The 23,699-nt window shown below is 74.4% G+C and carries 21 protein-coding genes; 16 read left to right on the top strand and 5 right to left on the bottom strand.

Annotated features, from left to right (window positions below; all coding sequences use genetic code 11):
* Nucleotides 1-2: 2 nt before the first annotated feature.
* Nucleotides 3-176: a hypothetical protein gene (locus F6X51_RS28125; protein WP_191970215.1), complete on the top strand. Its 174-nt coding sequence runs from the start codon at nt 3-5 to the stop codon at nt 174-176.
* 15 nt (nt 177-191) lie between these two features.
* Here F6X51_RS28125 and mazG read toward each other — a convergent pair whose 3' ends face one another.
* Entirely contained in the window at nt 192-1,037 is an 846-nt protein-coding gene (gene mazG, locus F6X51_RS22460) for a nucleoside triphosphate pyrophosphohydrolase (protein ID WP_150965912.1), read from the bottom strand.
* Between the two features lie 760 nt (nt 1,038-1,797).
* Between mazG and F6X51_RS22455 the strand changes: the two genes are divergently transcribed.
* The 3 genes from F6X51_RS22455 (at nt 1,798) to F6X51_RS22445 (ending at nt 4,978) form a co-directional block, all read left to right on the top strand.
* Entirely contained in the window at nt 1,798-2,901 is a 1,104-nt protein-coding gene (locus F6X51_RS22455) for a replication protein RepA (RefSeq protein WP_150965911.1), read from the top strand.
* Nucleotides 2,902-3,053: 152 nt separating this feature from the next.
* Entirely contained in the window at nt 3,054-3,710 is a 657-nt protein-coding gene (locus tag F6X51_RS22450) for a winged helix-turn-helix domain-containing protein (RefSeq protein ID WP_150965910.1), read from the top strand.
* Nucleotides 3,711-3,850: 140 nt separating this feature from the next.
* Complete coding sequence (locus F6X51_RS22445; protein WP_150965909.1) at nt 3,851-4,978, top strand: aminotransferase class V-fold PLP-dependent enzyme; 1,128 nt, start codon at nt 3,851-3,853, stop codon at nt 4,976-4,978.
* Between the two features lie 20 nt (nt 4,979-4,998).
* Here the strand turns inward: F6X51_RS22445 and F6X51_RS22440 are convergent, their stop codons facing one another.
* The 3 genes from F6X51_RS22440 to F6X51_RS22430 form a co-directional block, all read right to left on the bottom strand.
* Nucleotides 4,999-5,823 carry a hypothetical protein gene (locus tag F6X51_RS22440; protein ID WP_150965908.1) on the bottom strand — a complete coding sequence of 275 codons (825 nt, stop codon included), beginning with the start codon at nt 5,821-5,823 and terminating at the stop codon, nt 4,999-5,001.
* A 371-nt stretch (nt 5,824-6,194) separates the two neighbouring features.
* Nucleotides 6,195-6,608 (bottom strand): hypothetical protein, encoded by a 414-nt coding sequence (locus tag F6X51_RS22435; RefSeq protein ID WP_150965907.1) that lies wholly within the window; start codon nt 6,606-6,608, stop codon nt 6,195-6,197.
* Nucleotides 6,609-6,861: 253 nt separating this feature from the next.
* Nucleotides 6,862-8,544 carry an acyl-CoA synthetase gene (locus F6X51_RS22430; RefSeq protein WP_150965906.1) on the bottom strand — a complete coding sequence of 561 codons (1,683 nt, stop codon included), beginning with the start codon at nt 8,542-8,544 and terminating at the stop codon, nt 6,862-6,864.
* Nucleotides 8,545-8,876: 332 nt separating this feature from the next.
* On the opposite strand from F6X51_RS22430, the gene F6X51_RS22425 reads away from it, so the two are divergent.
* Genes F6X51_RS22425 through F6X51_RS22410 form a run of 4 tightly spaced genes read left to right on the top strand, consistent with a single transcriptional unit; the run spans nt 8,877 to nt 12,487 of the window.
* Nucleotides 8,877-10,619 (top strand): ArnT family glycosyltransferase, encoded by a 1,743-nt coding sequence (locus tag F6X51_RS22425; RefSeq protein ID WP_150965905.1) that lies wholly within the window; start codon nt 8,877-8,879, stop codon nt 10,617-10,619.
* A gap of 8 nt (nt 10,620-10,627) precedes the next feature.
* Nucleotides 10,628-11,461, top strand: coding sequence for a glycosyltransferase family 2 protein (locus F6X51_RS22420; protein ID WP_407658665.1), 834 nt, complete (start codon nt 10,628-10,630; stop codon nt 11,459-11,461).
* A complete protein-coding gene (locus tag F6X51_RS22415) occupies nt 11,455-11,832 on the top strand; it encodes a lipid-A-disaccharide synthase N-terminal domain-containing protein (RefSeq protein WP_150965903.1) in 378 nt (125 codons plus the stop codon). Before F6X51_RS22420 ends, F6X51_RS22415 begins: the two co-directional genes overlap by 7 nt.
* Nucleotides 11,833-11,863: 31 nt before the next feature.
* Nucleotides 11,864-12,487, top strand: coding sequence for a pyridoxamine 5'-phosphate oxidase family protein (locus F6X51_RS22410; RefSeq protein WP_150965902.1), 624 nt, complete (start codon nt 11,864-11,866; stop codon nt 12,485-12,487).
* Between the two features lie 13 nt (nt 12,488-12,500).
* Here the strand turns inward: F6X51_RS22410 and metC are convergent, their stop codons facing one another.
* A complete protein-coding gene (metC, locus tag F6X51_RS22405) occupies nt 12,501-13,691 on the bottom strand; it encodes a cystathionine beta-lyase (RefSeq protein WP_150965901.1) in 1,191 nt (396 codons plus the stop codon).
* A gap of 246 nt (nt 13,692-13,937) precedes the next feature.
* On the opposite strand from metC, the gene F6X51_RS22400 reads away from it, so the two are divergent.
* The 8 genes from F6X51_RS22400 (at nt 13,938) to F6X51_RS22365 (ending at nt 23,681) form a co-directional block, all read left to right on the top strand.
* On the top strand, nt 13,938-15,026 hold the full coding sequence (locus tag F6X51_RS22400; RefSeq protein ID WP_150965900.1) for an amino acid ABC transporter substrate-binding protein: 1,089 nt from the start codon (nt 13,938-13,940) through the stop codon (nt 15,024-15,026).
* Nucleotides 15,023-16,225 (top strand): amino acid ABC transporter permease, encoded by a 1,203-nt coding sequence (locus F6X51_RS22395; RefSeq protein ID WP_150965899.1) that lies wholly within the window; start codon nt 15,023-15,025, stop codon nt 16,223-16,225. Before F6X51_RS22400 ends, F6X51_RS22395 begins: the two co-directional genes overlap by 4 nt.
* On the top strand, nt 16,222-17,352 hold the full coding sequence (locus F6X51_RS22390; protein WP_150965898.1) for an amino acid ABC transporter permease: 1,131 nt from the start codon (nt 16,222-16,224) through the stop codon (nt 17,350-17,352). Before F6X51_RS22395 ends, F6X51_RS22390 begins: the two co-directional genes overlap by 4 nt.
* Before the next feature lie 362 nt (nt 17,353-17,714).
* Nucleotides 17,715-18,737: a PAS domain-containing protein gene (locus tag F6X51_RS22385; RefSeq protein ID WP_150965897.1), complete on the top strand. Its 1,023-nt coding sequence runs from the start codon at nt 17,715-17,717 to the stop codon at nt 18,735-18,737.
* Nucleotides 18,738-18,822: 85 nt separating this feature from the next.
* Nucleotides 18,823-19,575, top strand: coding sequence for an amino acid ABC transporter ATP-binding protein (locus F6X51_RS22380; protein ID WP_150965896.1), 753 nt, complete (start codon nt 18,823-18,825; stop codon nt 19,573-19,575).
* Between the two features lie 164 nt (nt 19,576-19,739).
* Nucleotides 19,740-20,105, top strand: coding sequence for a hypothetical protein (locus tag F6X51_RS22375; protein WP_150965895.1), 366 nt, complete (start codon nt 19,740-19,742; stop codon nt 20,103-20,105).
* A gap of 171 nt (nt 20,106-20,276) precedes the next feature.
* On the top strand, nt 20,277-21,161 hold the full coding sequence (rarD, locus tag F6X51_RS22370; RefSeq protein WP_150965894.1) for an EamA family transporter RarD: 885 nt from the start codon (nt 20,277-20,279) through the stop codon (nt 21,159-21,161).
* A 99-nt stretch (nt 21,162-21,260) separates the two neighbouring features.
* Entirely contained in the window at nt 21,261-23,681 is a 2,421-nt protein-coding gene (locus tag F6X51_RS22365; protein WP_246696955.1) for a hybrid sensor histidine kinase/response regulator, read from the top strand.
* Nucleotides 23,682-23,699 lie beyond the last annotated feature (18 nt).

Genomic DNA, 23,699 nt, shown 5'->3' with positions numbered 1-23,699 from the left:
ACATGCCGAAGCGCAGCGACACGAGCCGAACGAAACAGTCAGGACGGGCCAATCCCTCGGAACATCCGCCCGCGCAGGAGGATGTCGAGCGGGCGATCGCGGCGACCCTCGACCGCTTGGCACCGAAGGGCCGGCGCCCGCCGAAGACCGACGGCCTGCCGGCTCGCAAGACCTGAACCGAGATCCGCGCCCTACGTCGCCCGCTCGTCGCGCTTCACGGCGGCCCAGGCCGCTTCCATGTCGGCGAGCCCGCTCCCTGCGAGATCGCCCCCGTCGGCCCGAAGCCGGTCGGCCATGGCGGAGAACCGGCGCTCGAACTTGGCGGTGCCCCGGCGCAGGGCGATTTCCGGATCGACTCCGGCGTGGCGCGCGAGATTCGCCACTGAGAAGAGCAGGTCCCCGATCTCCTCCGCGACAGCCGTCGGGTCGTCCCCCTGGAGGGCCTCCGCCACCTCGTCGGTCTCCTCACGAACCTTGGCGATGACCTCGCGCGCGTTGGGCCAGTCGAACCCGTAGGACGCGGCCTTTCGGGAGACCTTCTCTGCCCGTGACAGCGCGGGGAGGGCCTGTGCGATCCCGGCGAGGGGCTCGACCGGCCCCTCCCCGCGTTGCGCCGCGCGCGCGCTTCGCTCGTTCCGCTTGATCGTCTCCCACAGCGCCTTGATCTCCGCCGGGTCACGGGGACGCTTCGCGTCGTCGAGGGGGCGCCCGCTCGCGTCGAAGACGTGGGGATGCCGGCGGATCAGCTTCTCGGAGATCGTTCGCGCCACGGCGTCGAACCCGAACGCGCCCGTCTCCTCCGCCATGCGGGCGTGGAAGACAACCTGGAGCAGCAGATCGCCGAGCTCGTCCTTGAGATCGGCCATGTCGCCCCGCTCGATGGCGTCGGCGACCTCGTAGGCTTCCTCCAGCGTGTAGGGAACGATGCTCGCGAAGGTCTGGGCGACGTCCCAGGCGCAGCCGCTGTCCGGATCGCGCAGCTGTGCCATCAGCCGCAGGAGTGTCTCGATCGGAGGGTCGGACGGCGGTGAGACCATGTCGGGTCCTCGTGAGCAGGGGTGCCGCGGGGGCTGATCGGTGCGCACTTAACCCGATCGGATTCGGGTTGGCACGGTGGGTTTTGGGGGTGGGGCTGGGGAGAACTCGCGCATATTCCCTGTATTCCAATTGGACAGGAGCAGGGTTGCCGGCTGGTTCTCCATACCGAACACGCTGCTCCGCCCGTAGGAAAGATATCAGACAGGATTCTCAGAGAGTCAGTTCTGCAAGTTATAGGGGGAGCCGAAAATCCCTGCTCGGCGAAGGGGATGACGGGTGTTCGCGGATCCGACTCTGCGTGGGTCGGCATGCAACTCTGCGTGAGCCCGTATCGAACTCTGCGCGGGTTTGGCGGGGGGGCGTATGGGATTCGGCGCGGGACCGCATGGGATTCGGCGCGATGGCGCGGCCCGGTGCGGTGCAGAGCGGGGATAACCGCCGGGCCGGGGGCGTATGGAACTCTGCGCAGGCCGGAAACCGGGAAACCGGGGCGTATGCAAGTCTGCGCGGCGGCGGGATCCGCCTGAAGCCCCGGCCCCGCCCGGGGAGTCCCCCCGCGCAGGCCCCGGAGAAGCGGGGATTGCCGGGATAAGCCCGGCCCCGGGGCGCGGGGGCCGAGACTCCGGGGGGGCGAATCGTGCGATGAGGATCGGTCGGCGGATCGACCACCGGCGGTTGCGGGAGCGCGCGGCGTTCCGGACCCGGGGGCGCGCCGCCGGGGGGCCGGGGCATCAGGGATCGGGGCTTGGGGATCGCGGCATGGGGATCGAGGACAGACTGGCCGGCATCCGCGACGCCGACCTCCTGGCGGAGGTCGAGGCGGCGCGCGGCGGCTTCCTGTTCGGCGCCATCGTCGAGCACATCCTGCACCGCCAGCGCGAGCGCGACGCCGAGCGCGCGGCCAAGGGCGCCGTCGCCGACCGCCGCGCCGGGATGGGCCGCGACCAGCGCCGCCGGGACGCGATCCGCGAGGTCATCGAGAACGAGCCGACGGCGCCCGAGAACCTGCAGCACATCCACTCGGTGCTGGCCCTGTGCGGCCTGCCCTACCGGGATCCGGGCGGCGCCCGCGAGTTCTTCCGCGAGTACGGGCGCAACACCCTCAGCATCCTGGCGGGCCGCCTCAAGAGCCCGCTGACGGGCGAGATGGAGGCGCAGGGCCTGCCCTACGGCCCCAAGGCGCGCCTCGTCCTCCTGCACCTCTGCACCGAGGCCGTGCGGCAGCGCAGTCCCACCATCGCGGTCGCCGACAGCCTCTCGGGCTTCATGCGCGAGATGGGCTTCGCGGTCACGGGGGGCGAGCGCGGCACCATCCGGCAATTCAAGGAGCAGTTGAACCGCCTCGCCGCCTGCACCATGCAGATCGGCCTCTGGGACGGGGATGCGAAGGCCAGCACCCTCAACGTGCCGCCCTTCCGCAGCCTCGATCTCTGGCGCGGCAACGGCGCCGAGGGCCTGGTCTGGTCGAAGACGGTGCAGTTCCACCAGGATTTCTACGACAACCTGATCCGCCACGCCCTGCCGGTCGACATCCGGGCCGCCCGGGCCTTCTCGGGCTCGGCCCGCAAGCTCGACCTGCTGTTCTGGATCGGCTACCGCCTGCGGGCCCTGCAGCGCCCGCTACGCCTGACCTGGGACAACCTCCACGGGCAGTTCGGGGCCGAGAACGGCAGCATCCGCAGCTTCCGGCAGGCCTTCAAGGCCGACGTGGCCCACCTCGCCGAGGTGTTTCCGAAGCTGCCCGTCGCCCTCGACGACAACGGTATGACCCTGCAGCCGGCCGATCCCGGGGCGCTGCTGGTGCCGCCGCGGCAGGGAAGACGCGAGGGAAAATCCGCCCGTTCCCGGCTCGTCGCCCCTTGAACAAATCATGAGCGGACCCGCGGTTTTCCGGAACAAATCCAGTGAACACCGCCATATTCCCTGAAGGCATGCGGCGCGCCTTCCGCCGGAGGGAATAACGCGCTAGGATGCCCATTCCCTCCGCTGCAGGGAATGGAACGCCCGGAGCCCGCATGTTCCCGTCGGAAGCCGAGATCGAGATCCGCCTCGCCGCGCTGCGCCGCCGCCGCGAGGCCCTCGACCGGGAGATCGCCGACCTCGCCCTCTACCGCGAGCTCGGCCGGCGCCTCGGGGGATCGGGGCCCGGCCTCGAACCCGGGGCGGGCCCGGAGAGCGAGGCGCCGGCCCGGCCGGGGCATCCCGCCGCGTCCGTCGAGGCCGCCCCGGCGCCGGCCTGGGCGGCCCCCGCCCCGCTGCGCCCGAGCCCGAGCGTTGCAAGTCGGGCGGGTTTCGATGGGCCGGGTGTCGACCGGCCGGCCCCGGACCTGCCCGCCCCGGACTTGCCGGTCCCGGACTTGCCCGTTCAGGACTTGCCCGTTCAGGACTTGCCCGTTCAGGACTTGCCGGTCCCGCCGGTGGCCTTCGAGGACGACCCCGTGGCGGCCCGCCGCTACGGCCGGGCGGTGATCGAGGCGGCGATCGGCGTGCTGGAGGCCGCGGGCCGGCCGCTCCATGCCGGCGAGATCCTGGAGCGCCTGTCCGCGCGGGGCTTCACCCTGCCGGGGCAGGACCCGGTGGCGGCCCTCAACACCCGCCTGTGGAAGCGCGCCGGCCCCGGTGGCCCGGTGCGCCGCATGGGGGACGCGGTCTACGCCCTGGCGGAGCCTTGAGGGCCCGGGCCGGCTCGGGCTTCGCGGGCCGGGCTTCGCGGGCCGGAGGTTGCGGGCCAAGGATCGAGGGGCCAAGGTCGGCCCCCCGAAATTCGCGGATCGAGGCCGCCGCGCGGATCCCATCGCATGACCCGGATCGCATGATCTCCGCCGAACCGCTCCCCTGCCAGCGCCACCTCTTCGAGGTGCCGGAGGATGTCAGCTACCTCGATTCCGCGGCCTGGTCACCGCTGCCCCGCGCCGTGCGAGCGGCCGGGGAGGCCGGGCTGCTGCTCAAGAGCCGGCCCTGGTCGCACCCGCGCGCCGCCGCGGCCGAGGGGGCGGAGCGGGCGCGGGCCGCCGCCGCCGGGCTGATCGGGGCGGCGCCGGACGATGTCGCCATCGTCGGCTCGGTCAGCCACGCCGTCGCCACGGCGGCGCGCAACCTGCCGCTGCGGCCGGGCGGGCGCATCCTGCGGGTCGCCGACGAGTTCCCCTCCCTCTGCCTCGCCTTCGACCGGCTCGCGGCGGAGCGCGGCCTCGCGGTCGAGGCGGTGGCCCGCCCCGCCGACGGCGACTGGACGGCGGCGCTCGCCGCCGCGATCGCGCGCCCGGGGGCGCCGCCCCTCGCGGTCGCGACCCTGACGCCCCTGCACTGGGCCGATGGCGGCCTGATCGACCTGGCGCGCCTCGCGCCCCTGATCCGGGACGCGGGCGCCGCCCTGGTGGTGGACGCGACCCAGGCGGCCGGGGCGATGCCGCTCGACATCGCCCGGCTGCGGCCCGATTTCCTGGCCTTCCCGACCTACAAATGGGCGCTCGGCCCCTACGGCGTCGCCTTCCTGTACGCCGCGCCCCACCGGCAGGGCGGGGTGGCGCTGGAGGAGAATGCCGGCAACCGCCCGCCGGCCGCCGGGGCCCGGCGCTACGACCGGGGCGAGCGCGACGACCCGGTGGCGCTCCCCATGGCGGCGGCCGGGCTGGAGCTGATCGCCGGCTGGGGCGTGCCGGCCGTGGCGGCGCGCCTGCGCGCGCTGACCGACCGCCTGGCCGCGGGGGCCGCCGAGCTCGGGCTCGGCCCGCTGCCCCGGCACCTGCGCGCGCCCCACATCCTCGGCCTCGCCTGGCCCGGCGGCGTGCCGGAGGGGCTCGTGGCCGGGCTGCGCGACCGGGGGGTCTTCGCCAGCGCGCGGCTCGGGGGCCTGCGCCTCAGCCCGCACGTCTTCGCCCACGCGGCCGACCTCGGGCGCTGCCTCGCCGCCCTGGCGGAACTCCGGCGCGGCGCCTGAGCCGGCTCCCCGGGCCGGCTTCAGCGGCGGCCGGGCCGGCGCATCCGCAGGCGCTGCGCCCCGAGCAAAGCCGCCGACCAGGCGAGGGAGACGAGGAGGGCCGAGACCAGGGCCGCCGCCACGCCCCGGCTCTCCGCCAGGAGGTGCAGGGTCAGGAGCGTCAGGCCGAAGCCGAACACGCCCCGGATCGCCGTGCTGGCGAGGTGCGCCGTCGCGGCCCCGCCGACGCGCGGGTGCAGGATCACGATGGTGCAGGTGAGGGCCATCGGGAAGGCCGCGATCACCCCCGTGCGGGCCGGGCTGAGCACCGCGCTGAGCCCGATCACCCCGGTGACGAACAGGGCCACGGCGACCGCCCGGACCACGAGGTCGAGCCAGCGCCGCCGGGCCACCGGGCTCGGCGCGTAGCTCGGCCGCGCCCGCGCCCGGCACAGGACGATCCCGGCCCCGTAGACGGCGCAGTTCAGGAGGAGCGCCGTCAGCGGCGTCCAGCGCCCATGCGCGATGGCGAGGGCCGCGGCGAGCCAGGTCAGGACCGCCGGTCCGAAGGCCCGGGCCAGGCCGTGCCCCGGCCCGAGCTTGGCGTAGACGATCAGGAAGGCCCCGGTCGCCGCGTTCGCCGCGAAGCCGTTGAGCGCCGCCGCGGCGATGAAGCCGGCCTCGTGCTGCAGGGCCATGAAGACGTAGGCCGGCCCCGCCGTGACCGGCAGGCTGATCACGAGCGCTCCCCAGAACGGCCCGGCCGCCTCCGCGATGGCGGAGGCCAGCACCACGATGAGGCCGGTCGCGACCGCCCGGACGAGGGGCGGCAGCCAGGGCGCCGAGAACAGGGCGGTGGTGAGCATGGGGGCGTCGCGGCGGCGTTGCGGGCGGAAGTGCCGCGCGCCCGGTACCACGACCCGCGCCCCCCGCGGCGCGAAAAGCGCGGCGGGGAAGGGGCGGGGAAGGGGCCGGGAAGGGTTGAGGAAGGGGTGAGGAAGGGCGGGCATGGGGGCCGGGAGCGGTCCGGCGGCGCGGATGAGCGAAGCTCCGTCTCCCGTGCCGCCGGACCCGGGCCCCGGAGGCCGGCGACGCCTCGTGGGTCCGCCGCCCATGAGAGCACCGCGGCCCTCGGCGTTCCAGGGCCTAAAACGGCTTACGGCCGAGGGCGAAAGGGGGAGCCGGCGGCGGCTGAGGTCCCGCGCGGGGGGACCGCTTGCCCCGCCAAGGCCGCCCGTCAGTGCAGGGAGGCCGAGACCGGGGCCGAGACCGGAATCGGGACCGGGATCGGCGCCTCGTCCGGGGGCGGCGCGGCGGGCCCCGCATAGCCCAGGGCCTCCGCCGCCTGGCCGATGCGCAGCTCCGCCCGGACGGCGCGGGCCTCGAGCGCCGCGACCGCCCGCCGCTCGGTCTCGAGGGCGTCGCGCAGCTCCGCCGCCGCGGCCCCGGCCTCGATCAGGCGGGCCTCGGCCCCGTCGCGCTCGGCCCGCAGGGCCTCGGCCTCGACCGCGGCCGCCTCCAGGCGGGCGGCGAGGTGGTCGGCGAGCTGGTCGGCGGCGGCCTCGGCCCGCTCGGCCCGGGCATTCGTCCTCCGGACATGCTCGACCACGCGGGACAGGAGGGTGAGGAGCTGGTCCGACCGGGCGCTCATCGACGCGGACAATCCCTTCTGGCGATTCGGCGCGGGCGGCCCCGCGCGGTCAAGCTTCTGCCACGCGCCCCGGCCGAAGGCCACCGGGCCCTGCGGGTGCTGCGGCCTGGAATTGTGCGCGGCCAGCAATCATCCAGAAAAGTTCGGGCCCGATGCTGGCCCCGCCGTCGCCGTCCGCCCCCAGCGCGGGCCGGCGCGACCAGCGGGCCGAGCCCGAACCCGCCCCCAGACGGGCTCGGCCCGCATGGATCGCCTAGGAGCCCGTCCCGTCCTGCGCCGACGCCTTCGCCCGCTCGCGCAGGACGTATTTCTGCACCTTGCCGGTCGAGGTCTTGGGCAATTCGCCGAACACGATCGCGCGGGGCAGCTTGTAGGGGGCGAGGCGCTCGCGGCACCACGCGATCAGGGCGTCGGCCTCGACGCTCCGGCCGGGCTTGAGCTCGACGAAGGCCACCGGGGTCTCGCCCCATTTCGGGTCGGGCCGGGCGACCACCGCCGCCGCCGCCACGGCTTCGTGCCGGAAGAGCGCGTCCTCGACCTCGATCGACGAGATGTTCTCGCCCCCCGAGATGATGATGTCCTTCGAGCGGTCCTTGAGCTGGACGTAGCCGTCGGGATGCTTCACCCCGAGGTCGCCCGAGCGGAACCAGCCCCCCGCGAAGGCGGCCCGGGTCGCCGCCGGGTTCTTGAGGTAGCCGCGCATCACCACGTTGCCGCGGAACATCGCCTCGCCCATGGTCTGCCCATCCGCGGGCACGGAGTCCAGGGTCTCGGGGTCGCGCACGTCGAAACCCTCGAGGACGGGGTAGCGCACGCCCTGGCGCGCCATCTTGGCGGCCCGCTCCTCGGCCGGGAGCGCGTCCCAGGCTTCGTGCCAGGCATTCACCACCGCGGGGCCGTAGGTCTCGGTCAGGCCGTAGAGGTGGGTCACGTCGAAGCCGGCCTCGCCCATCGCCGCGAGCACGGCCTGCGGCGGCGGGGCCGCGGCCGTCAGGAAGGCGACCCGGCGGGGCAGGGGGCGGCGCTCCGGATCGGGGGCGTTGAGGAGGAGCTGCATCACGATCGGCGCGCCGCACAGATGCGTCACCCCGTGCTCGGCGAGCGCCTGGTACAGGGCGCCGGCCCGGACCTGGCGCAGGCAGACATGGGTGCCCGCCACCACCGACAGGGTCCAGGGGAAGCACCAGCCGTTGCAGTGGAACATCGGCAGCGTCCAGAGATAGACGGGGTGCCGCCCGAGCCCCCCCGTGATGACGTTGCCGAGGGAGAGGAGCGCCGCCCCCCGGTGGTGGTAGACCACGCCCTTCGGGTCGCCGGTGGTGCCGGAGGTGTAGTTGAGGGAGATCGCGTCCCACTCGTCGCCGGGCATCGCCCAGTCGTGGTCGGGGTCCCCCTCGGCCAGCAGCGCCTCGTAGTCGAGGCTGCCGAGGCGGGCGCCCTCGCCCGCGTATTCCGGATCGTCCACGTCGATCACCAGGGGGCTCACCCCGGCCCGCTCCAGGGCCGGGCCCGCCACCTTGGCGAATTCCCGGTCGGTGATGAGGATTCTGGCCTCGCCGTGGTCGAGGCAGAAGGCCAGCGCCCCGGCGTCGAGGCGGGTGTTCAGGGTGTTGAGCACGGCGCCCGTCATCGGCACCCCGTAATGGCACTCGATCATCTCGGGGGTGTTGGCGAGGAGCACCGCCACCGTGTCGCCGCGCCCGATGCCGCGCGCCGCGAGCGCCGAGGCCAGGCGGCGGCAGCGCCCGTAGAGCTCCGCGTAGGAGCGCCGGAGCGGCCCGTGGATCACGGCGACCCGGTCGGGGAAGACCTGCGCCGCCCGGTCGAGGTAGCTCAGCGGCGTCAGCGGCTGGTAATTGGCCGGGTTCCGGTCGAGGTCCCGGTCGTAGATGGTGTCGCGGGCCGTCTCGGGCGCGGCGTCGGTGCGGGCGTTCATGGCATTCGTCTCCCTGGCGCCACAGTACCGCGCCCGCGCCGCCGGTCCAACGCGTCCCGGCGCACCGCCGTGCCCCTGACCCGCGGGAAGGCCCCGCGCACGATCCCCCGCGGGCCGACGCGGCCGGGCGGGGCCGGCCCCCGCCATTTGACTTTCCGGGCCCAATCATCGACACGGCCGGCCGCGGCCCCGACCTCTCCGGAGTCTCGTCCTCGCATCCCGCGCCGGGGGCCGACGGCCGGTCCGAAGCCGTCGAGGAATGCCGTCCAGGAATTCCGTCCATGAACGCCCCATGAGCGCCCCATGAACGCCCGCGCGGGCCGCCCAACGCCATGACGAGCCTCTCCGCCGGCCGCGTCGCCCCGGGCGATCCGCACGCCCTGCCCGAGCGCCTCCTCGCCGCGGCCGCCGCGAGCCATGCCCGCGCCTGCGCGCTCCTCCTCGCCCTCTGCCTCGTCTGCTTCCTGCCCGGCCTCGCCTCCCTCCAGCCCATGGACCGGGACGAGCCGCGCTTCGCCCAGGCCTCGAAGCAGATGCTGGAGACGGGCGACCTCGTCGACATCCGCTTTCAGGGCGAGGCCCGGCACAAGAAGCCGGTGGGGATCTACTGGCTCCAGAGCCTGAGCGTCGCCCTGGGCGAGGCCGCGGGGGTGCCGCAGGCCCGCACCCGCATCGCCCTCTACCGGCTGCCCTCGCTCGCGGGCGCGGCGGCGGCGGTGCTGCTGACCTACTGGGCGGCGCTGGCCGTCCTGCCGCGCCGGGGGGCGCTGCTGGCCGCCGCCCTGTTCGGGGCCTGCCTGATGCTCTCGGCCGAGGCGCGCCTCGCCAAGACCGACGCGGTGCTGACCGCCTGCTCGGTCGCGGCCCTCGGGGGGCTCGCCCGCGCCTGGCTCGGGCGGGCCGGTCCGCGCCTTCCGCCCGCCAAGGTCCCGCTCGGCAAGCTTCCGCTCGCCACCGTCCTGGCCTTCTGGCTCGGCCTCGCCCTCGGCATCCTGGTCAAGGGCCCGATGGTGCCGCTCTTCGTCGGGCTCGCGGCGCTGCCGCTCTCGCTGCGCGCCCGCTCCGGGGTCTGGCTCCGGGCCCTGCGCCCCGGCCTCGGCCTCGCCCTGGTCCTCGTCCTCGTGGCGCCCTGGTTCCTCGCCATCGCCTGGAAGAGCGGCGGCGCCTTCTTCGGCGAGGCGGTCGGCCAGGACATGCTCGGCAAGGTCGGGAGCGCCAAGGAGAAGCACTGGGCGCCGCCCGGGACCTATCTGCTGATCGTCTTCGCGACCTTCTGGCCGGGCGCGGCCTTCGCGGCCCTGAGCCTGCCCTTCGGCTGGCGCCAGCGGGGGAGCGATGCGGTCGCCCTCCTGCTCGCCTGGATCGTGCCGGCCTGGATCCTGTTCGAGGCCGTGCCGACGAAGCTGCCGCACTACGTGCTGCCCCTGATGCCGGCCGTGGCGATCCTCACCGTGATGGCGGCGACGGGGGGCGCCCTCGATCCGCGCCGGCGGGGCGCCGTCGCGGTGGCGCTCCTGGCGGTGCTGATCCCGCTGGGGCTGATGGCCGGCCTGTCCTATGCCGGCTGGCAGCTCGACGGGCGCCTGCCCTGGGCCGGGCTGCCGCCGCTGGCCGGGGCGGCCGGCCTCGCGGGCCTCGCCGTCCTGGCCTTCGCCCGGGCCCGGGCCGAGCGGGCCCTGGTCCTCGCGGTGCTCGCCTCCGCCCTGGTCTCGCCCGCGGTGTTCGGGCTGGTGCAGCCGGCGCTCCCCGCCCTGAAGGTCTCGCCGCGCCTCGCCGCCCTGCGCGACGGCCTCGCCTGCCCCCATCCGCAGGTCGCGAGCCTCGGCTACCGCGAGCCGAGCCTCGTCTTCCTGATCGGCACCGACCTCGCCATGCTGAATTCCGGCGCCGAGGCGATCGACTTCCTGCGGGCCGGCGGCTGCCGGCTCGTCTTCGTCGAGGGCCGGTTCGCCCCCGAATTCGCGGCCGCCGCCGGGGCCGCGGGCCTCGCGCCCCCGGCGGCGGGCCGGGTCTCGGGCTTCAACATCAACGGCGGCCGGCGGGTCGACCTCACGGCCTACGGGGTGAGCCCATGACGGGACCGATGACCGGACCGGCCAGCGCACCGATGCCCGATTCGCATCCGGCATCGGACGTGTCCCCGGCCCTGACATCGGATCTCGCGGGCGCGCCGCCCCGCCTCGCCGTCGTGGTGCCGGTGCGCAACGAGGCCGGCAACATCGAGGGCCTCGTGGCCGAGATCGCGCGGGCCTGCGCCGGCCTCGCGCCCTTCGAGGTGATCTATGTCGACGACGGCTCCACCGACGGGACGCCCGCCGCCCTCGAGGCCGCCCGGGCCGGCCGGCCCTGGCTCCGGGTGCTGCGCCACGCCCGCGGCGGCGGCCAGAGCGCGGCGGTGCGCAGCGGCGTCGCGGCGGCGCGCGCGCCGGTCGTCGCCACCCTCGACGGCGACGGCCAGAACGACCCGGCCTTCCTCCCGGCGCTCGTGGCGGCCCTGGAGCAGGGCGGCCCCGGGATCGGCCTGGCGCAGGGCCAGCGCACCGGCCGCAAGGACGGGCCCTTCAAGATGCTGCAGTCGCGCATCGCCAACGGGGTGCGGGGACGCATCCTCAAGGATTCCACCCGCGACACCGGCTGCGGCCTCAAGGTCTTCCGCCGCGAGGTCTACCGGGCGCTGCCCTATTTCGACGCGCTCCACCGCTTCATGCCGGCCCTCGTGGCCCGGGAGGGCTTCGGGGTGGTCCACCGCGACGTGGTCGACCGGCCGCGCCACACCGGCACCTCGAATTACGGCCTGTTCGACCGCCTCTGGGTCGGGCTCCTCGACCTCGCCGGGGTCTGGTGGCTGATCCGGCGCAAGCGCCCGACCCCGTCGGTGACCGAGGTGGTGGCGCGCCGGGAGGAGGCGTCGTGCTGATCGAGATCTCGGATCACCTGCGCGGCTACTTCTACGACGTGTTCGTCACGCGCTTCGATTTCTGGCTGGTCTTCGGCATCCTGGCGCAGCTCATCTTCGGCTCGCGCTTCATCCTGCAATGGATCGCGAGCGAGCGGGCGGGCCGGAGCGTGATGCCGCTCTCGTTCTGGTTCCTGTCGATCGTGGGCGGCCTGATGACGCTGGTCTACGGCTTCGTCCGGCGCGAGCCCGTGATCATCATCGGGCAGGGGCTCTCGACGGGGATCTACCTGCGCAACCTGTCGCTGATCTTCCGCGAGCGCCGCCGCAGGCTCCAGGGCGAGGCCGCCGCCCGCCGGGCGGGCTCCGCGGCCCCGGACGGCGGCGCTTGATCGGGCCGCGCGGGCCTGCGAGCCTGCCCGCATGAGCCCGGACGCGCGCACCCCCCTGCCTCCCTTCCACGACGACCTCGCGGCCGCCTGGGCCGAGCTCTGGCGGCTCCTCGCGGACGGGGTCCGCCGCGGCCGCTCGGCCTTCCACACCCCGAGCCTCGCCACGATCGGGGCCGAGGGCCGGCCGCGGGTGCGCACCGTGGTGCTGCGCGCCGCCGACCCCGAGACCGCGACCCTGCGCATCCACTGCGACCGGCGCTCCGACAAGGCCGCGGAGCTGCTGGCGCGGGCGCCCTGCGCGCTCCACGCCTACGATCCCGAGAGCAAGGTGCAGATCCGCATCGAGGGCCGGGCCGGCCTCCACGCCGACGACGCGGTGGCGGAGGCGGCCTGGGCCGGGAGCCAGCCCATGAGCCGGGTCTGCTACGGCGTCGAGCCCGCCCCCGGCACGGCCCTGGCGCGGGGCGGCGCCTACGCCCAGCCCGACCCGGAGGCGGCCCGCGCGCTCGGCCGCCCGAACTTCTGCGCGCTCCTCGTGCGCGCCGAGTCCCTCGACTTCCTCTACCTCGACCGCCGCGGCCACCGCCGCGCCGGCTGGACCCGCGGGGCCGGGGGCTCGCACGGGACCTGGCACGGCACCTGGCTGGTGCCGTGAGGCGGGCCCGCGCTCAGCCGGCCGCCGCCCGCAGCCGCGCGAACCCGGCCTCGAGGTCGGCCTTGAGGTCGGCGACGTCCTCGAGGCCGATGTGGAAGCGCAGCGCGGGACCGCCCGGGGCCCAGCGCGTCGCCGTGCGGTAGGGCTTGCAGTCGAAGGGGATGACGAGGCTCTCGAAGCCGCCCCAGGAGAAGCCCATCCCGAACAGCTCCAGCCCGTCGAGCAGGGCGGCGACCGCCGCCTCGGGCACCGGCTTCAGGATGACGCCGAAGAGCCCGGACGCCCCGGAGAAGTCCCGCCGCCAGATCGCGTGGCCGGGATCCTCGGGCAGGCCCGGATGCAGCACCCGCAGCACCTCCGGGCGCGCCTGCAGCCAGCGCGCCATCTCCAGGCCCTGGCGCCCGTGCTCGCGCAGGCGCAGGGACATGGTGCGCAGGCCCCGGAGCGCCAGGAAGATGTCCTCCGGGCCCGCGCACATGGCGAAGTGGTCGAAGGTGCGCCGCACCGCCGGGAAGTGCTGGGCGGTGGCGGAGGTCAGGCCGATGAGCAGGTCCGAGCCGCCGCTGAGATACTTGGTGCCGGCCTCCACCGCGATGTCGACGCCGCGCGCGTGGGGCGGGAACAGCAGCGGCGTCGCCCAGGTGTTGTCCATGATCACGGTGCCGCCGCGGGCATGCACCGCCGCGGCGATGGCCGGCACGTCCTGCATCTCGAAGCTCTGGGAGCCCGGCGCCTCGACGAGCACGGCCTTCGTGTCGTCCCGCATCAGCGCCTGGATGCCGGCGCCGATCGTCGGGTCGTAATAGGTCACCGCCACGCCGAAGCGGGACAGCACCCCGTCGCAGAACTGGCGCGTCGGGCGGTAGGCGGAATCGGTGACGAGCAGGTGGTCGCCCGCCGACACGCTCGCCATCAGGGCGACCGTCAGCGCCGAGAGGCCGGAGGGCGTCACCACGGTGCCGGCCGCCCCCGCGACCTGCGTCCAGGCCTCCGTCAGCGCGTCCATGGTGGGGGTCGCCGAGGTGCCGTAATTGTAGCGCCCGCGCCGGTGCTGGATGTCGTCGTAGGTCGGGTAGAGCACCGTCGAGCCGCGGTAGATCGGCGTGTTGACGAAGCCGTGCTGGGCGGACGGGTCGCGCCCCGCATGGACCAGGCGGGTGGCTTCGCCGAAGCGGCCGGGATCGCGGGGCGGGGATTTGGACATGCGGGCTCGGGGCAGGTGAGGGCGGGCGAGGGCGTCGGCTCGGCGACGACAAGCCCGGCCCGCGGCGGAAGGTCAAGTCGGGCCCCGGGCCTTGACCGGCGCGCCCGCCGCGCGCAATGGCGCCGGACGATCCCCGCGGGACCTGGACCCTTGCCGATCCTGACCCTTGCCGATTCTCTTGCCGATTCTCTTGTCGGTCCTCTTGCCGACCCTCTTGCCGGTTCTCTTGCCGGGTCCGGTCGACGGATGCGCCCGGACCCGGACGCGGCGACGCCGGCGGGCGGGGCGCGGGCGGCCCGCGGGCTCGCCGCCGCCCTCCTGGCCGCCCTCCTCCTGGCCGCCCTCCTGGCCGCCGCCTTCCCCGCCACCCCGGCCCGCGCCGAGGGCCTCCTCGGCGAGATCCGGGCGCGGGGCCACCTGACTTGCGGCTCGAGCCCGGGCGTCGCCGGGTTCGGGGTGCCGGATTCGAAGGGCGAGTGGCGCGGGCTCGACATCGATTTCTGCCGGGCGCTGGCCGCCGCGATCTTCGACGACCCGGGCAAGGTCCGGTTCGTGCCGCTCGCCGCGCCCGCGCGCTTCACGGCGCTGCAATCGGGCGAGATCGACGTGCTCGCCCGCAACACCACCTGGACGCTGGCCCGCGACACCAGCGCCAAGCTGAACTTCCCGGCGATCAACTTCTACGACGGGCAGGGCTTCCTGGTGCGCAAGGACCGGGGCATCGCCCACGTGGAGGGGCTCGACCGGGCCACGATCTGCCTGCAGCAGGGCACCACCACGGAGCTCAACCTCGCCGACTGGTTCCGCACCCGCGGGCTCACCTACAAGGTGGTCGCCTTCGCCACCGCCGAGGAGACCGGCCGCGCCTACGATTCCGGACGCTGCGACGCCTACTCGACGGACAAGTCCTCCCTCTACGGCGAGCGCCTGAAGATGGCCGAGCCCGAGGCGCACGCGGTCCTGCCCGAGACGATCTCGAAGGAGCCGTTCTCCCCCGTGGTGCGCCAGGGCGACGACCAGTGGCGCGACATCGTGGCCTGGACCCACTACGCCATGCTGGATGCCGAGGAGGCCGGGATCGGCCAGGAGAACGTCGAGGCCATGCGCAGGGACGCGCTCAGCCCGGACGTGCGCCGCATCCTCGGCCTCGAGGGCAAGTACGGCGAGGCGCTGGGGCTGACGAACGACTGGGCCTACCGGATCATCCGGCATGTCGGCAATTACGGCGAGGCCTACGCCCGCAACCTCGGGGACGGCACCCCGCTGAAGATCCCGCGCGGCCTCAACGCCCTCTGGAACAAGGGGGGCCTGCAATACGGGCCGCCGATCCGGTGAGGGCGGGGCGGGGCCCCGCACGGGGCGGGGACCGGGCTGGGAACCGGGGCGGATCCTGGCGCGGGCTGGCGCTGCAGGCGCTGCTCCTCGCCGGCCTCGCCGCCCTCGCCTACGGGGCGTGGGCGAACGCGGCGGACAAGCTCGCCCGCCAGGGGATCGTGGCGGGGTTCGGCTTCCTCGAGCGCGCGGCCGGCTTCGACCTCAGCCAGAGCCTGATCCCCTACGCGGCCGCGACCGCGAGCTACGGGCGGGCCTGCCTCGCCGGGCTGCTCAACACCCTCCTCGTCTCCGGCCTCGGCATCGTCCTGGCGAGCGCGATCGGGTTCGGCCTCGGCATCGCCCGGTTCTCGCCGAACCTGATCCTGCGCGGGATCGCGCGGGCCTATGTCGAGCTGTTCCGCAACGTGCCGCTGCTGCTGCAGCTCCTCGTCTGGTACGTGGCGGTGCGGGTGGCCCTGCCCGAGCCCCGCGACCCCGCCGCCTGGCGGGACGCGGTCTTCCTGACCCAGCGCGGCCTGTTCCTGCCCCGGCCCGATTTCTCGGACTGGAACGCCCTCGTGCCGGGCGCCTTCGGGCTCGGCCTCCTGGCGACCCTGGGGCTGGCCCGGGCCTCGCGGCGCCGCGCCGCCCGGACGGGGCGGGGGCTGCCCCTGCTCGGGCCCGGCCTCGCCCTCTGCCTCGGGCTGCCGGCCCTGGCCTGGATCGGGCTCGCGCTCGCGGGCCGCCCGGTGCCGGTCGCTGTCCCGCTGCGCGGCCCCTTCGACATCGAGGGCGGGCTCGCGCTCCAGCCCGAATTCACCGCCCTGCTCGCGGGGCTCTCCACCTACACGGCGGCCTTCATCGCCGAGATCGTGCGGGCCGGCATCGCCAGCGTGCCCCGCGGCCAGGTGGAGGCCGCGACCGCCCTCGGCCTGAGCCGGGCCAAGGCCCTGCGCCTCGTCGTGCTGCCCCAGGCGCTGCGGGTGATCCTGCCGCCCCTGACGAGCCAGTACCTCACCCTCACCAAGAACTCCTCGCTCGCGGTGCTGATCGGCTACCCGGACCTCGTCCACGTGATGATGGGCACCGTGCTCAACCAGACGAACCAGGCGGTGGAGGCCGTGACCATCACCATGGCGGTCTACCTGGCGATCAGCCTCGCCACCGCCGCCGCGATGAACCGCTACAACGCCCGCGTCGTCGCGGTGGGGCGCCGATGAGCGTCGTGCGCGCCGAGCCGGTCCCGCCGTCCCCGCCGCCGCGGGCCGTCACCGGCCCCGTCGCCTGGGCGCGCCGCAACCTGTTCTCGAGCCTCGGCAACGGGCTCACGACCCTGGCGATCCTCCTCCTCCTCGCCTGGCTGGTGCCGGCGGCCCTGCGCTTCCTCGTCCTCGACGCGGTCTGGACGGGAGAATCCGGCGCCGCCTGCCGCCCCGAGATCGCCGGCCGGCCCGTCGGCGCCTGCTGGGCCTTCGTGGCGGAGAAGATCGGCTACCTCGCCTACGGCGCCTACCCGGTCCCCGAGCGCTGGCGGGCGAACCTGTTCTTCGCCCTCACCGCCCTCGCGACGGGCTGGATGCTCTGGCCCGGGGCGCCCCGCCGGCGCCTCGGCGCCGCCTACGCCTTCCTGATCCTGCCGCTCTGCGCCTACGCCCTGCTCTCCGGGGCGCCGTGGCTCGGCCTCGCCACCGTCCCGACCGGGCGCTGGGGCGGCCTCCTCGTCACGGTGGTGGTCTCCCTCGTGGGCATCGTCGCCTCCCTGCCGCTCGGCATCCTGCTCGCCCTCGGGCGGCGCTCCGAGCTGCCGGTGCTGCGCCTCCTCTGCACCGGCTTCATCGAGTTCTGGCGCGGGGTGCCGCTCATCACCGTCCTGTTCATGGCCAACGTGATGCTGCCCCTGTTCCTGCCGGGCGACCTCACGGTCGACCGCCTCGTGCGGCCCCTCGTGGGCATCGCGCTCTTCGCCTCCGCCTACATGGCCGAGGTGGTGCGCGGCGGCCTGCAGGCGGTGCCGCGCGGCCAGGAGGAGGCCGCCGCCGCCCTCGGCCTCACCCGCCCGCAGGTCCTCGCCACCGTGGTGCTGCCCCAGGCCCTCAAGGTGGTGGTGCCCGGCATCGTCAACACGATGATCGGCCTGTTCAAGGACACGACCCTGGTCTCGATCGTGGGCATCAGCGACTTCATCCGGGCGCTCGAGGCCGCCCGCGCCGACCCGCGCTGGTCGGCCCCCTCCGTGCCGGTCACGGCCTACGCCTTCGCGGCCCTCGTCTACTTCGCCGCGTGCTTCGCCATGGCGCGCTACGCCGGCTTCATCGAGCGGCGCCTCGCCGCCGGCGACCGCCGCTGAGGGGCCCGCGCGCCGGTCCGAAGCGATTCTGACCTGTATTCCGGATACGGCCGGCGCGATCGGCCCGCGGATCCTCCGTCGGCAAGACGTATTCGTTTCGAATACGTTCGCATCTTTAAGTTGAACTATGAGAAGTCTTTGAATTCCCGACAAGATGTGTTAACCCGGCCGGGTTCCGGTGTGAATCCGATGGGCCGCCGGGCGATTCCGACGGCATCGAAGTCTCTCGGGTGGCCCGCGCGGGTCCGGTTCGGAGGGGCTCAGCGGATCCGCTTGCTTGGGTGAGGGGGGCGGCCGGCGCGGAACACGCTCGGACATCCGGCGGCTTCGCCGGGCGCCCGCGATGGACGGGGCTTTCTGCGATGCACGGCACTTCTCCGACCTTCTCGTCCCGCGAGTTCCTGCGGATGATCGAGGCGCAGGGCCTGACCGGGACCTGGAGCTGGGTGTTCGCCACCGGGGCGCAGGCCTGGTCGCCCGGCCTCTACGACATCCTCGGCTTCGAGCCGGGCTCGGTGCAGCCCGATTACACGCTGCTGCGCGCCCTCGCCCATCCGGACGACCGGCCGAGCCTGGAGGAGCCCGGCGAGATCGCGCGCACCGGCATCCTCGGCGACCACACGATCCGCATCGTCCGGCGCGACGGCACGATGCGGGCGCTGGCGACCCGCGGCGAGGTGTTCCACGCCCCCGACGGCCGCCCGATGGGGGCGGTCGGCGTGGTGCTCGACGTCACCGACCGCGAGCGCCTCGGCCGGGCGCAGATGGCCGAGCAGCGCCGCCGCCACGCCCTGGCCCGGCAGGCCCGGATCTTCACCTTCACCGAGACGGTGGTGCCCTTCTGCGAGTACGGGCCCGAGTTCCTGGAGATGACGGGCCTGCGGCGCGAGGAGATCGCCGAGAACTGGCTCGCCCCGGTGGTCCCCGAGGAATGGGCGCAGTGGCGCGAGCAGATGCCGCCCCTCTACGCGGCGGGCCAGCCCTTCACCGTCACCCCGACCCTGCGGCTCGCCGGGGGCGAGCGCGTGCCGTTCCGCCAGACCCTGATCCCGACCCGCGACGCCGCCGGCGCGGTCGAGAGCTGGACCATGGTGATGGTGCCGACCGACACGGTGGCGCCCCAGCCCGAGACCGATCTCGGGGCCGGGCTGGAGCAGGCCATCGAGGGCCGTCACCTGCGCGCCGCCCGCGCCCTCCTCGACTGGTCGATGGCCGATCTCGCCCGGGCCAGCGGCCTGTCCTTCTCGACGGTCCGCCGCCTGGAGGAGAACGCGGACGGTCCCGCCGCCCGCTCGCGCCAGACCGCGATCGCCACCCTGCGGGCGGCCGGGATCAGCTTCACGGTGATCGAGGGCAACGCCATCGCGCTCACCCGGGCGGATTGAGGCCTCGGGCCGGCCGGGCCGGGCTCGGCAGGTCGGGCCGGGCGCGGCTTGCGCCGCCGGCCGAAACCGCCTTTCTCTGGCGCCCATGACCGCATCCGCACCCGCACCGGATTCTGCCCGATCCCGCCCGCCCGCGGTGGAGTTCCGCGGCGTCGGCGCCTGGTTCGGGACCCAGCACGTCCTGCGCGACGTCGACCTGACGGTGGCGCCGGGCGAGCGGATCGTGATCTGCGGCCCCTCGGGCTCGGGCAAGTCGACCCTGATCCGCTGCATCAACGGCCTGGTGCCGCATCAGGCCGGCACGATCCGGGTCGGCGGCCGGGCGCCGGGCGGGGAGGGGGCCCGGGTCGGCATGGTGTTCCAGGCCTTCAACCTGTTCCCCCATCTCAGCGTGCTGGAGAACTGCACCCTCGCGCCGATCCATGCCGGGCGGATGGAGCGGCGGGCGGCCGAGGAACTCGCCCGCCGCCACCTCGACCGGGTGCGCATCCTCGGCGAGGCCGCGAAGTATCCGGCGCAGCTCTCCGGCGGCCAGCAGCAGCGGGTGGCGATCGCCCGGGCGCTCTGCATGAGCCCGGAGGTGATGCTCTTCGACGAGCCGACCTCGGCCCTCGACCCCGAGATGGTGCAGGAGGTGCTCGACACCCTGGTGGGCCTCGCCGAGGGCGGCATGACCATGCTGGTCGTGACCCACGAGATGGGCTTCGCCCGGCAGGTCGCCGACCGGGTGGTGTTCATGGACGAGGGCCAGATCCTCGAGGACGCCCCGCCGCGGGACTTCTTCGCGGCACCGGGCCACCCGCGGGCGCGCAGCTTCCTCGCCCGGGTCCTGGGCTGAGGGCGCGCGGGCGGCTTCCCGGGTTCGAGGCCTCCTCGCAGGCCCGCATCCGGGCGGCGCGGTCCATCGGATTTCCGTGCGCGCCGTGGCGGGACAGAGTGCCTTCGTTAACGGCCGCCTGCCTATCCTGAGGCCCTGTTCGCGTATCCGGGATGAGTTCGCCCTTGCGTATCCTGCGTCTCCTGGCCGTGGGGGCCGTCGTGGCCGCCAGCACCGGCATCGTCGGCTTCACCTGCGTCGACCGGCTCGCCCACCTGCAGCCCGCCCCGCGCCTCGCCCGCGCCCTCCCCCTCGAACCCTCCGCCACCGGCTCGATCCTGCCGGATCCGGGGTTCGGCGAGATCCGGCCCGGCGAGATCCGGCCCACCGGGACGAGGCCCGGCGAGGCGCGGCCCGGCGCCCGGGCGGCCGAGGCCAAGCTCGCCGCCCTCCCGCCGAAGCCCGCCGCGCCCAAGATCCCGAACGGCTTCGACACCGAGCGCCTGAACGCCCTGATGCGCGGCGACCCGATCGCCCCGGTTCGGCGCTGAAGTTCGGCGCTGAAGTTCGGCGTCGAGGGGCCGTGCCGGAGGGCGCGGGGCCCGCGGGGGCAGTCCTCAGCGCAGGTCAGGCCCGGCGCGGAAGGCCCTGACGTCCCGTGCCCGCGCCCGCTATGAAGCCTGCCCCCGCCGCACCCGGCGGGCTGGGAGGGATCTCGGGACGTGGGCCTCGTCTACGCACTCGGCGCCTATCTGAGCTGGGGCCTCGTGGTCCCGGTGCATTTCCGGCTGCTCAACGGGCTCAGCCCCGGCCTGATCCTGGCCGAGCGCATCGTCTGGTCGAGCCTGTTCGCCCTCGGGCTGGTGGCGCTGTGGCGCGCCCGCCTGCGCAGCCCCTTCCCGCTGCGGGCCCGGCACGGCTGGCTCGTGGCCTCCGCCGCCCTCATCGCGGTCAATTGGCTGCTCTATCTCGGGGCGGTGAACAGCGGGCACCTGCTCGACGCCAGCCTCGGCTACTACATCAACCCCCTGGTCAGCGTCGCCCTCGGGGCCCTGGTGCTCGGCGAGCGCCTGCGCCCGGTCCAGGTCGCGGCCGTGGGGATCGCGGCCCTCGGCGTCCTGACGGCGGTCGTGATGGCCGGGACCCTGCCCTGGGTGGCGCTGGCGCTCGCCGCCAGCTTCTCCCTCTACGGGCTGATCCGGAAGGTCGTCGGAATCGATCCGGTGGTCGGGTTCCTGGCCGAGACCCTGCTCCTCACCCCCTTCGCGCTCGCCTACTGGGCCTGGACCCCGGAGACGACCCCCCGCGACGGCCAGACCCTCGGGCTCCTGGCCCTGACCGGGGTGACGACGGCGCTGCCGCTGATCTGGTTCGCGGCGGCCGCCGAGCGGATGAAGCTCGCCACCCTCGGCCTGCTGCAATACCTCGCGCCGACCTGCCTGCTGCTCCTGAGCGTGCTGGCCTACGGCGAGCACGTCGCGCCCCACCAGGTGCCCCTGTTCGGCCTGATCTGGCTGGCGCTCGTCCTCTACGCCCTCGATTCCTGGCGCTCCGCCCGGCAGGCCGCCCGGGCCTCCGGCGCGGGCCCGGCGGCGCCCCCGCGCTGAATTCCGGGGGCCCGGCCGATCCGAACGGGCCCGGGCAACTTATATGCAAGGCGTGCCCGCGCGCGGCGTGGCGCGGCGGGCCGGGAGCCGGTGGGACGCATGAGCCGAGACGACGCGATGCCGGATCCTGACATCGGCGAGGCCGATTACCGCAACCTCGCCGAGGCGCTGCCGCAGCTCGCCTGGATGGCGCGGGTCGACGGCACCATCGTCTGGTACAACCGGCGCTGGTACGACTATACCGGCTCGACCTTCGACGAGATGCAGGATTGGGGCTGGCGCAAGGTCCACCATCCCGACCACGTCGAGGCGGTGACGGCGCGCTACAAGGCCGCCATCGCGGCCGGCGAGCCCTGGGAGGACACCTTCCCGCTGCGCGGGAGCGACGGGCGCTATCGCTGGTTCCTGTCCCAGGCGATGCCGCACCGGGACGCACGGGGCCGGATCCTGCGCTGGTACGGCACCAACACCGACGTCACCCGCACCCGCGGCGCCGAGGCGCGCCTGCGCCAGTCGGAGGAGCGCTTCCGGGCGCTGGTCGAGGCCTCGGCGGCGGTGATCTGGAACACCAACGCGGCGGGCGAGCTGATGCCGCCGCAGCCGCGCTGGAGCGCCTATACGGGCCAGAGCGACGAGGCCTACCAGGGCTGGGGCTGGGTCGACGCCGTCCATCCGGACGACCGGGCCCGCGCCGCCGAGATCTGGGCGGAATGCCTGGAGGCCCGCAAGCCCTACCAGGTCGAGTACCGGCTGCGCCGGGCCGACGGGGCCTGGCGCGACACCGAGGTGCGCGGCGTGCCGGTGGTCGAGGCGGACGGGTCGATCCGCGAATGGGTCGGCCTCAACGTCGACATCACCGAGCGCAAGGAGGCGCAGGCCGAGGTCGAGCGGGCGCGGGCGGCGGCGGAGGCGGCCAACCTCGCCAAGAGCCAGTTCATCGCCAACATGAGCCACGAGCTGCGCACGCCCCTCTCGGCGGTGATCGGCTACGCGGAGATGCTCGGCGAGGAGCTCGAGGATCTCGGCCAGTCCGATCTGCTGCCGGACCTGCGCAAGATCGAGACGGCGGCGCGCCACCTCCTCAGCCTGATCAACGACGTCCTCGACATCTCGAAGATCGAGGCCGGCCGCATGACCGTCTCGGCCGAGACCTTCCCGGTCGCCTCCCTCGTCGAGGACGTGGCGGCGGCCACCGATTCCCTCGTCGCCAAGAAGCGCAACCGCTTCGTGGCCGATCTCGGCCCCGATCTCGGGGAGATGCACCAGGACCAGACCAAGATCCGCCAGTGCCTGCTGAACCTCGTGGGCAACGCCGCGAAGTTCACCGAGGACGGGCGCATCACCCTGTCGGTGCGCCGCCACCGGGAAGCGGGGGCCGACTGGCTCAGCTTCGCCGTCGCCGACACGGGCATCGGGCTCACCGAGGCGCAGATCGGGCGCCTGTTCGAGCGCTTCGCCCAGGCCGACGAATCCACCACCCGCCAGTTCGGCGGCACCGGCCTCGGCCTCGCCATCACCCGCGCCTTCTGCCGCAAGATGGGGGGCGACATCGCGGTGGAGAGCCGGCACGGCGCCGGCTCGACCTTCACGGTCCGCCTGCCCGCGGAGCTCAGCCCCGAGGACGAGGCCGTGGCCGAGGTCGAGGGCGCCATCGAGGCGCCCCCCATCCCCGAGCACGAGGAGCACGACGCGGTGCTGCTCGTGGACGACGACCCGGCCGCCCGCGAGATCCTGCAGCGCTTCCTCGAGCGCGAGGGCTTCCGGGTCCGCACCGCCAATGACGGGCGGGCCGGGCTGACCCTCGCCCGCGCCCTGAAGCCCCGGGCCATCCTGCTCGACGTCGAGATGCCGCGCATGGACGGCTGGGCGGTGCTGCACGCCGTGCGCAGCGACCCCGAGCTCGCCGGCATCCCGGTCATCATGACCTCGGTGGTGGCCGAGCAGGGCCTCGGGCAGGCGCTGGGCGCCACCGACTACCTCGTCAAGCCGATCGAGTGGGGGCGCCTCAAGGGCCTGATGGACCGCTACCGGCCCGAGGGGATCGATGCCTGCGTGCTCGTGGTCGACGACGACCGCGACGCCCGCGAGCGCCTGCGCCGGACCCTGGCGCGCGACGGCTGGACCGTCGACGAGGCCGAGAACGGCGCCGCCGCCCTGAAGCGCCTCGACGCGGTGCGCCCGAGCCTGATCCTCCTCGACCTGATGATGCCCGAGATGGACGGGTTCAGCTTCCTGCGGGCCCTGCGCGCCCGCCCCGACGGCGGGGACGTGCCCGTGGTGGTGCTCACCGCCAAGGAGATCACCGAGGCCGAGAAGGCGAGCCTCGCCGCCCAGGCGGACCGGGTCATCCTCAAGGGCTCCCTCAGCCTCGCGGAGATCGGGCGGCAGCTGCGCACCCTCTACGCCCGCGAGGCGGAGACGCCGGTGCCCAGCGGCATGCAGGGGCTGATCGACCGGCTCGCGGCCAATGACGGGCCGGGGGACCGGCCGGAGCCGGGGCAGGGGGCCGCGCCGGAATAAGGCCCGCCGAGGCGCGGC

The organism is Methylobacterium planeticum, assembly GCF_008806345.1.
Lineage (GTDB): Bacteria > Pseudomonadota > Alphaproteobacteria > Rhizobiales > Beijerinckiaceae > Methylobacterium > Methylobacterium planeticum.
This window is presented reverse-complemented; position numbering and strand designations above follow the sequence as displayed.

Bases quoted from the DNA above. Each gene is read 5' to 3' on its own strand.
- mazG (WP_150965912.1), bottom strand. From the start codon at position 1,037: ATGGTCTCACCGCCGTCCGACCCTCCGATCGAGACACTCCTGCGGCTG.
- F6X51_RS22425 (WP_150965905.1), top strand. From the start codon at position 8,877: ATGACGAGCCTCTCCGCCGGCCGCGTCGCCCCGGGCGATCCGCACGCC.
- F6X51_RS22420 (WP_407658665.1), top strand. From the start codon at position 10,628: ATGACCGGACCGGCCAGCGCACCGATGCCCGATTCGCATCCGGCATCG.
- F6X51_RS22445 (WP_150965909.1), top strand. From the start codon at position 3,851: ATGATCTCCGCCGAACCGCTCCCCTGCCAGCGCCACCTCTTCGAGGTG.
- metC (WP_150965901.1), bottom strand. From the start codon at position 13,691: ATGTCCAAATCCCCGCCCCGCGATCCCGGCCGCTTCGGCGAAGCCACC.
- F6X51_RS22455 (WP_150965911.1), top strand. From the start codon at position 1,798: ATGGGGATCGAGGACAGACTGGCCGGCATCCGCGACGCCGACCTCCTG.
- F6X51_RS22400 (WP_150965900.1), top strand. From the start codon at position 13,938: ATGCGCCCGGACCCGGACGCGGCGACGCCGGCGGGCGGGGCGCGGGCG.
- F6X51_RS22410 (WP_150965902.1), top strand. From the start codon at position 11,864: ATGAGCCCGGACGCGCGCACCCCCCTGCCTCCCTTCCACGACGACCTC.
- F6X51_RS22385 (WP_150965897.1), top strand. From the start codon at position 17,715: ATGCACGGCACTTCTCCGACCTTCTCGTCCCGCGAGTTCCTGCGGATG.
- F6X51_RS28125 (WP_191970215.1), top strand. From the start codon at position 3: ATGCCGAAGCGCAGCGACACGAGCCGAACGAAACAGTCAGGACGGGCC.
- F6X51_RS22390 (WP_150965898.1), top strand. From the start codon at position 16,222: ATGAGCGTCGTGCGCGCCGAGCCGGTCCCGCCGTCCCCGCCGCCGCGG.
- F6X51_RS22380 (WP_150965896.1), top strand. From the start codon at position 18,823: ATGACCGCATCCGCACCCGCACCGGATTCTGCCCGATCCCGCCCGCCC.
- F6X51_RS22365 (WP_246696955.1), top strand. From the start codon at position 21,261: ATGAGCCGAGACGACGCGATGCCGGATCCTGACATCGGCGAGGCCGAT.
- F6X51_RS22435 (WP_150965907.1), bottom strand. From the start codon at position 6,608: ATGAGCGCCCGGTCGGACCAGCTCCTCACCCTCCTGTCCCGCGTGGTC.
- F6X51_RS22440 (WP_150965908.1), bottom strand. From the start codon at position 5,823: ATGCTCACCACCGCCCTGTTCTCGGCGCCCTGGCTGCCGCCCCTCGTC.
- F6X51_RS22450 (WP_150965910.1), top strand. From the start codon at position 3,054: ATGTTCCCGTCGGAAGCCGAGATCGAGATCCGCCTCGCCGCGCTGCGC.
- F6X51_RS22430 (WP_150965906.1), bottom strand. From the start codon at position 8,544: ATGAACGCCCGCACCGACGCCGCGCCCGAGACGGCCCGCGACACCATC.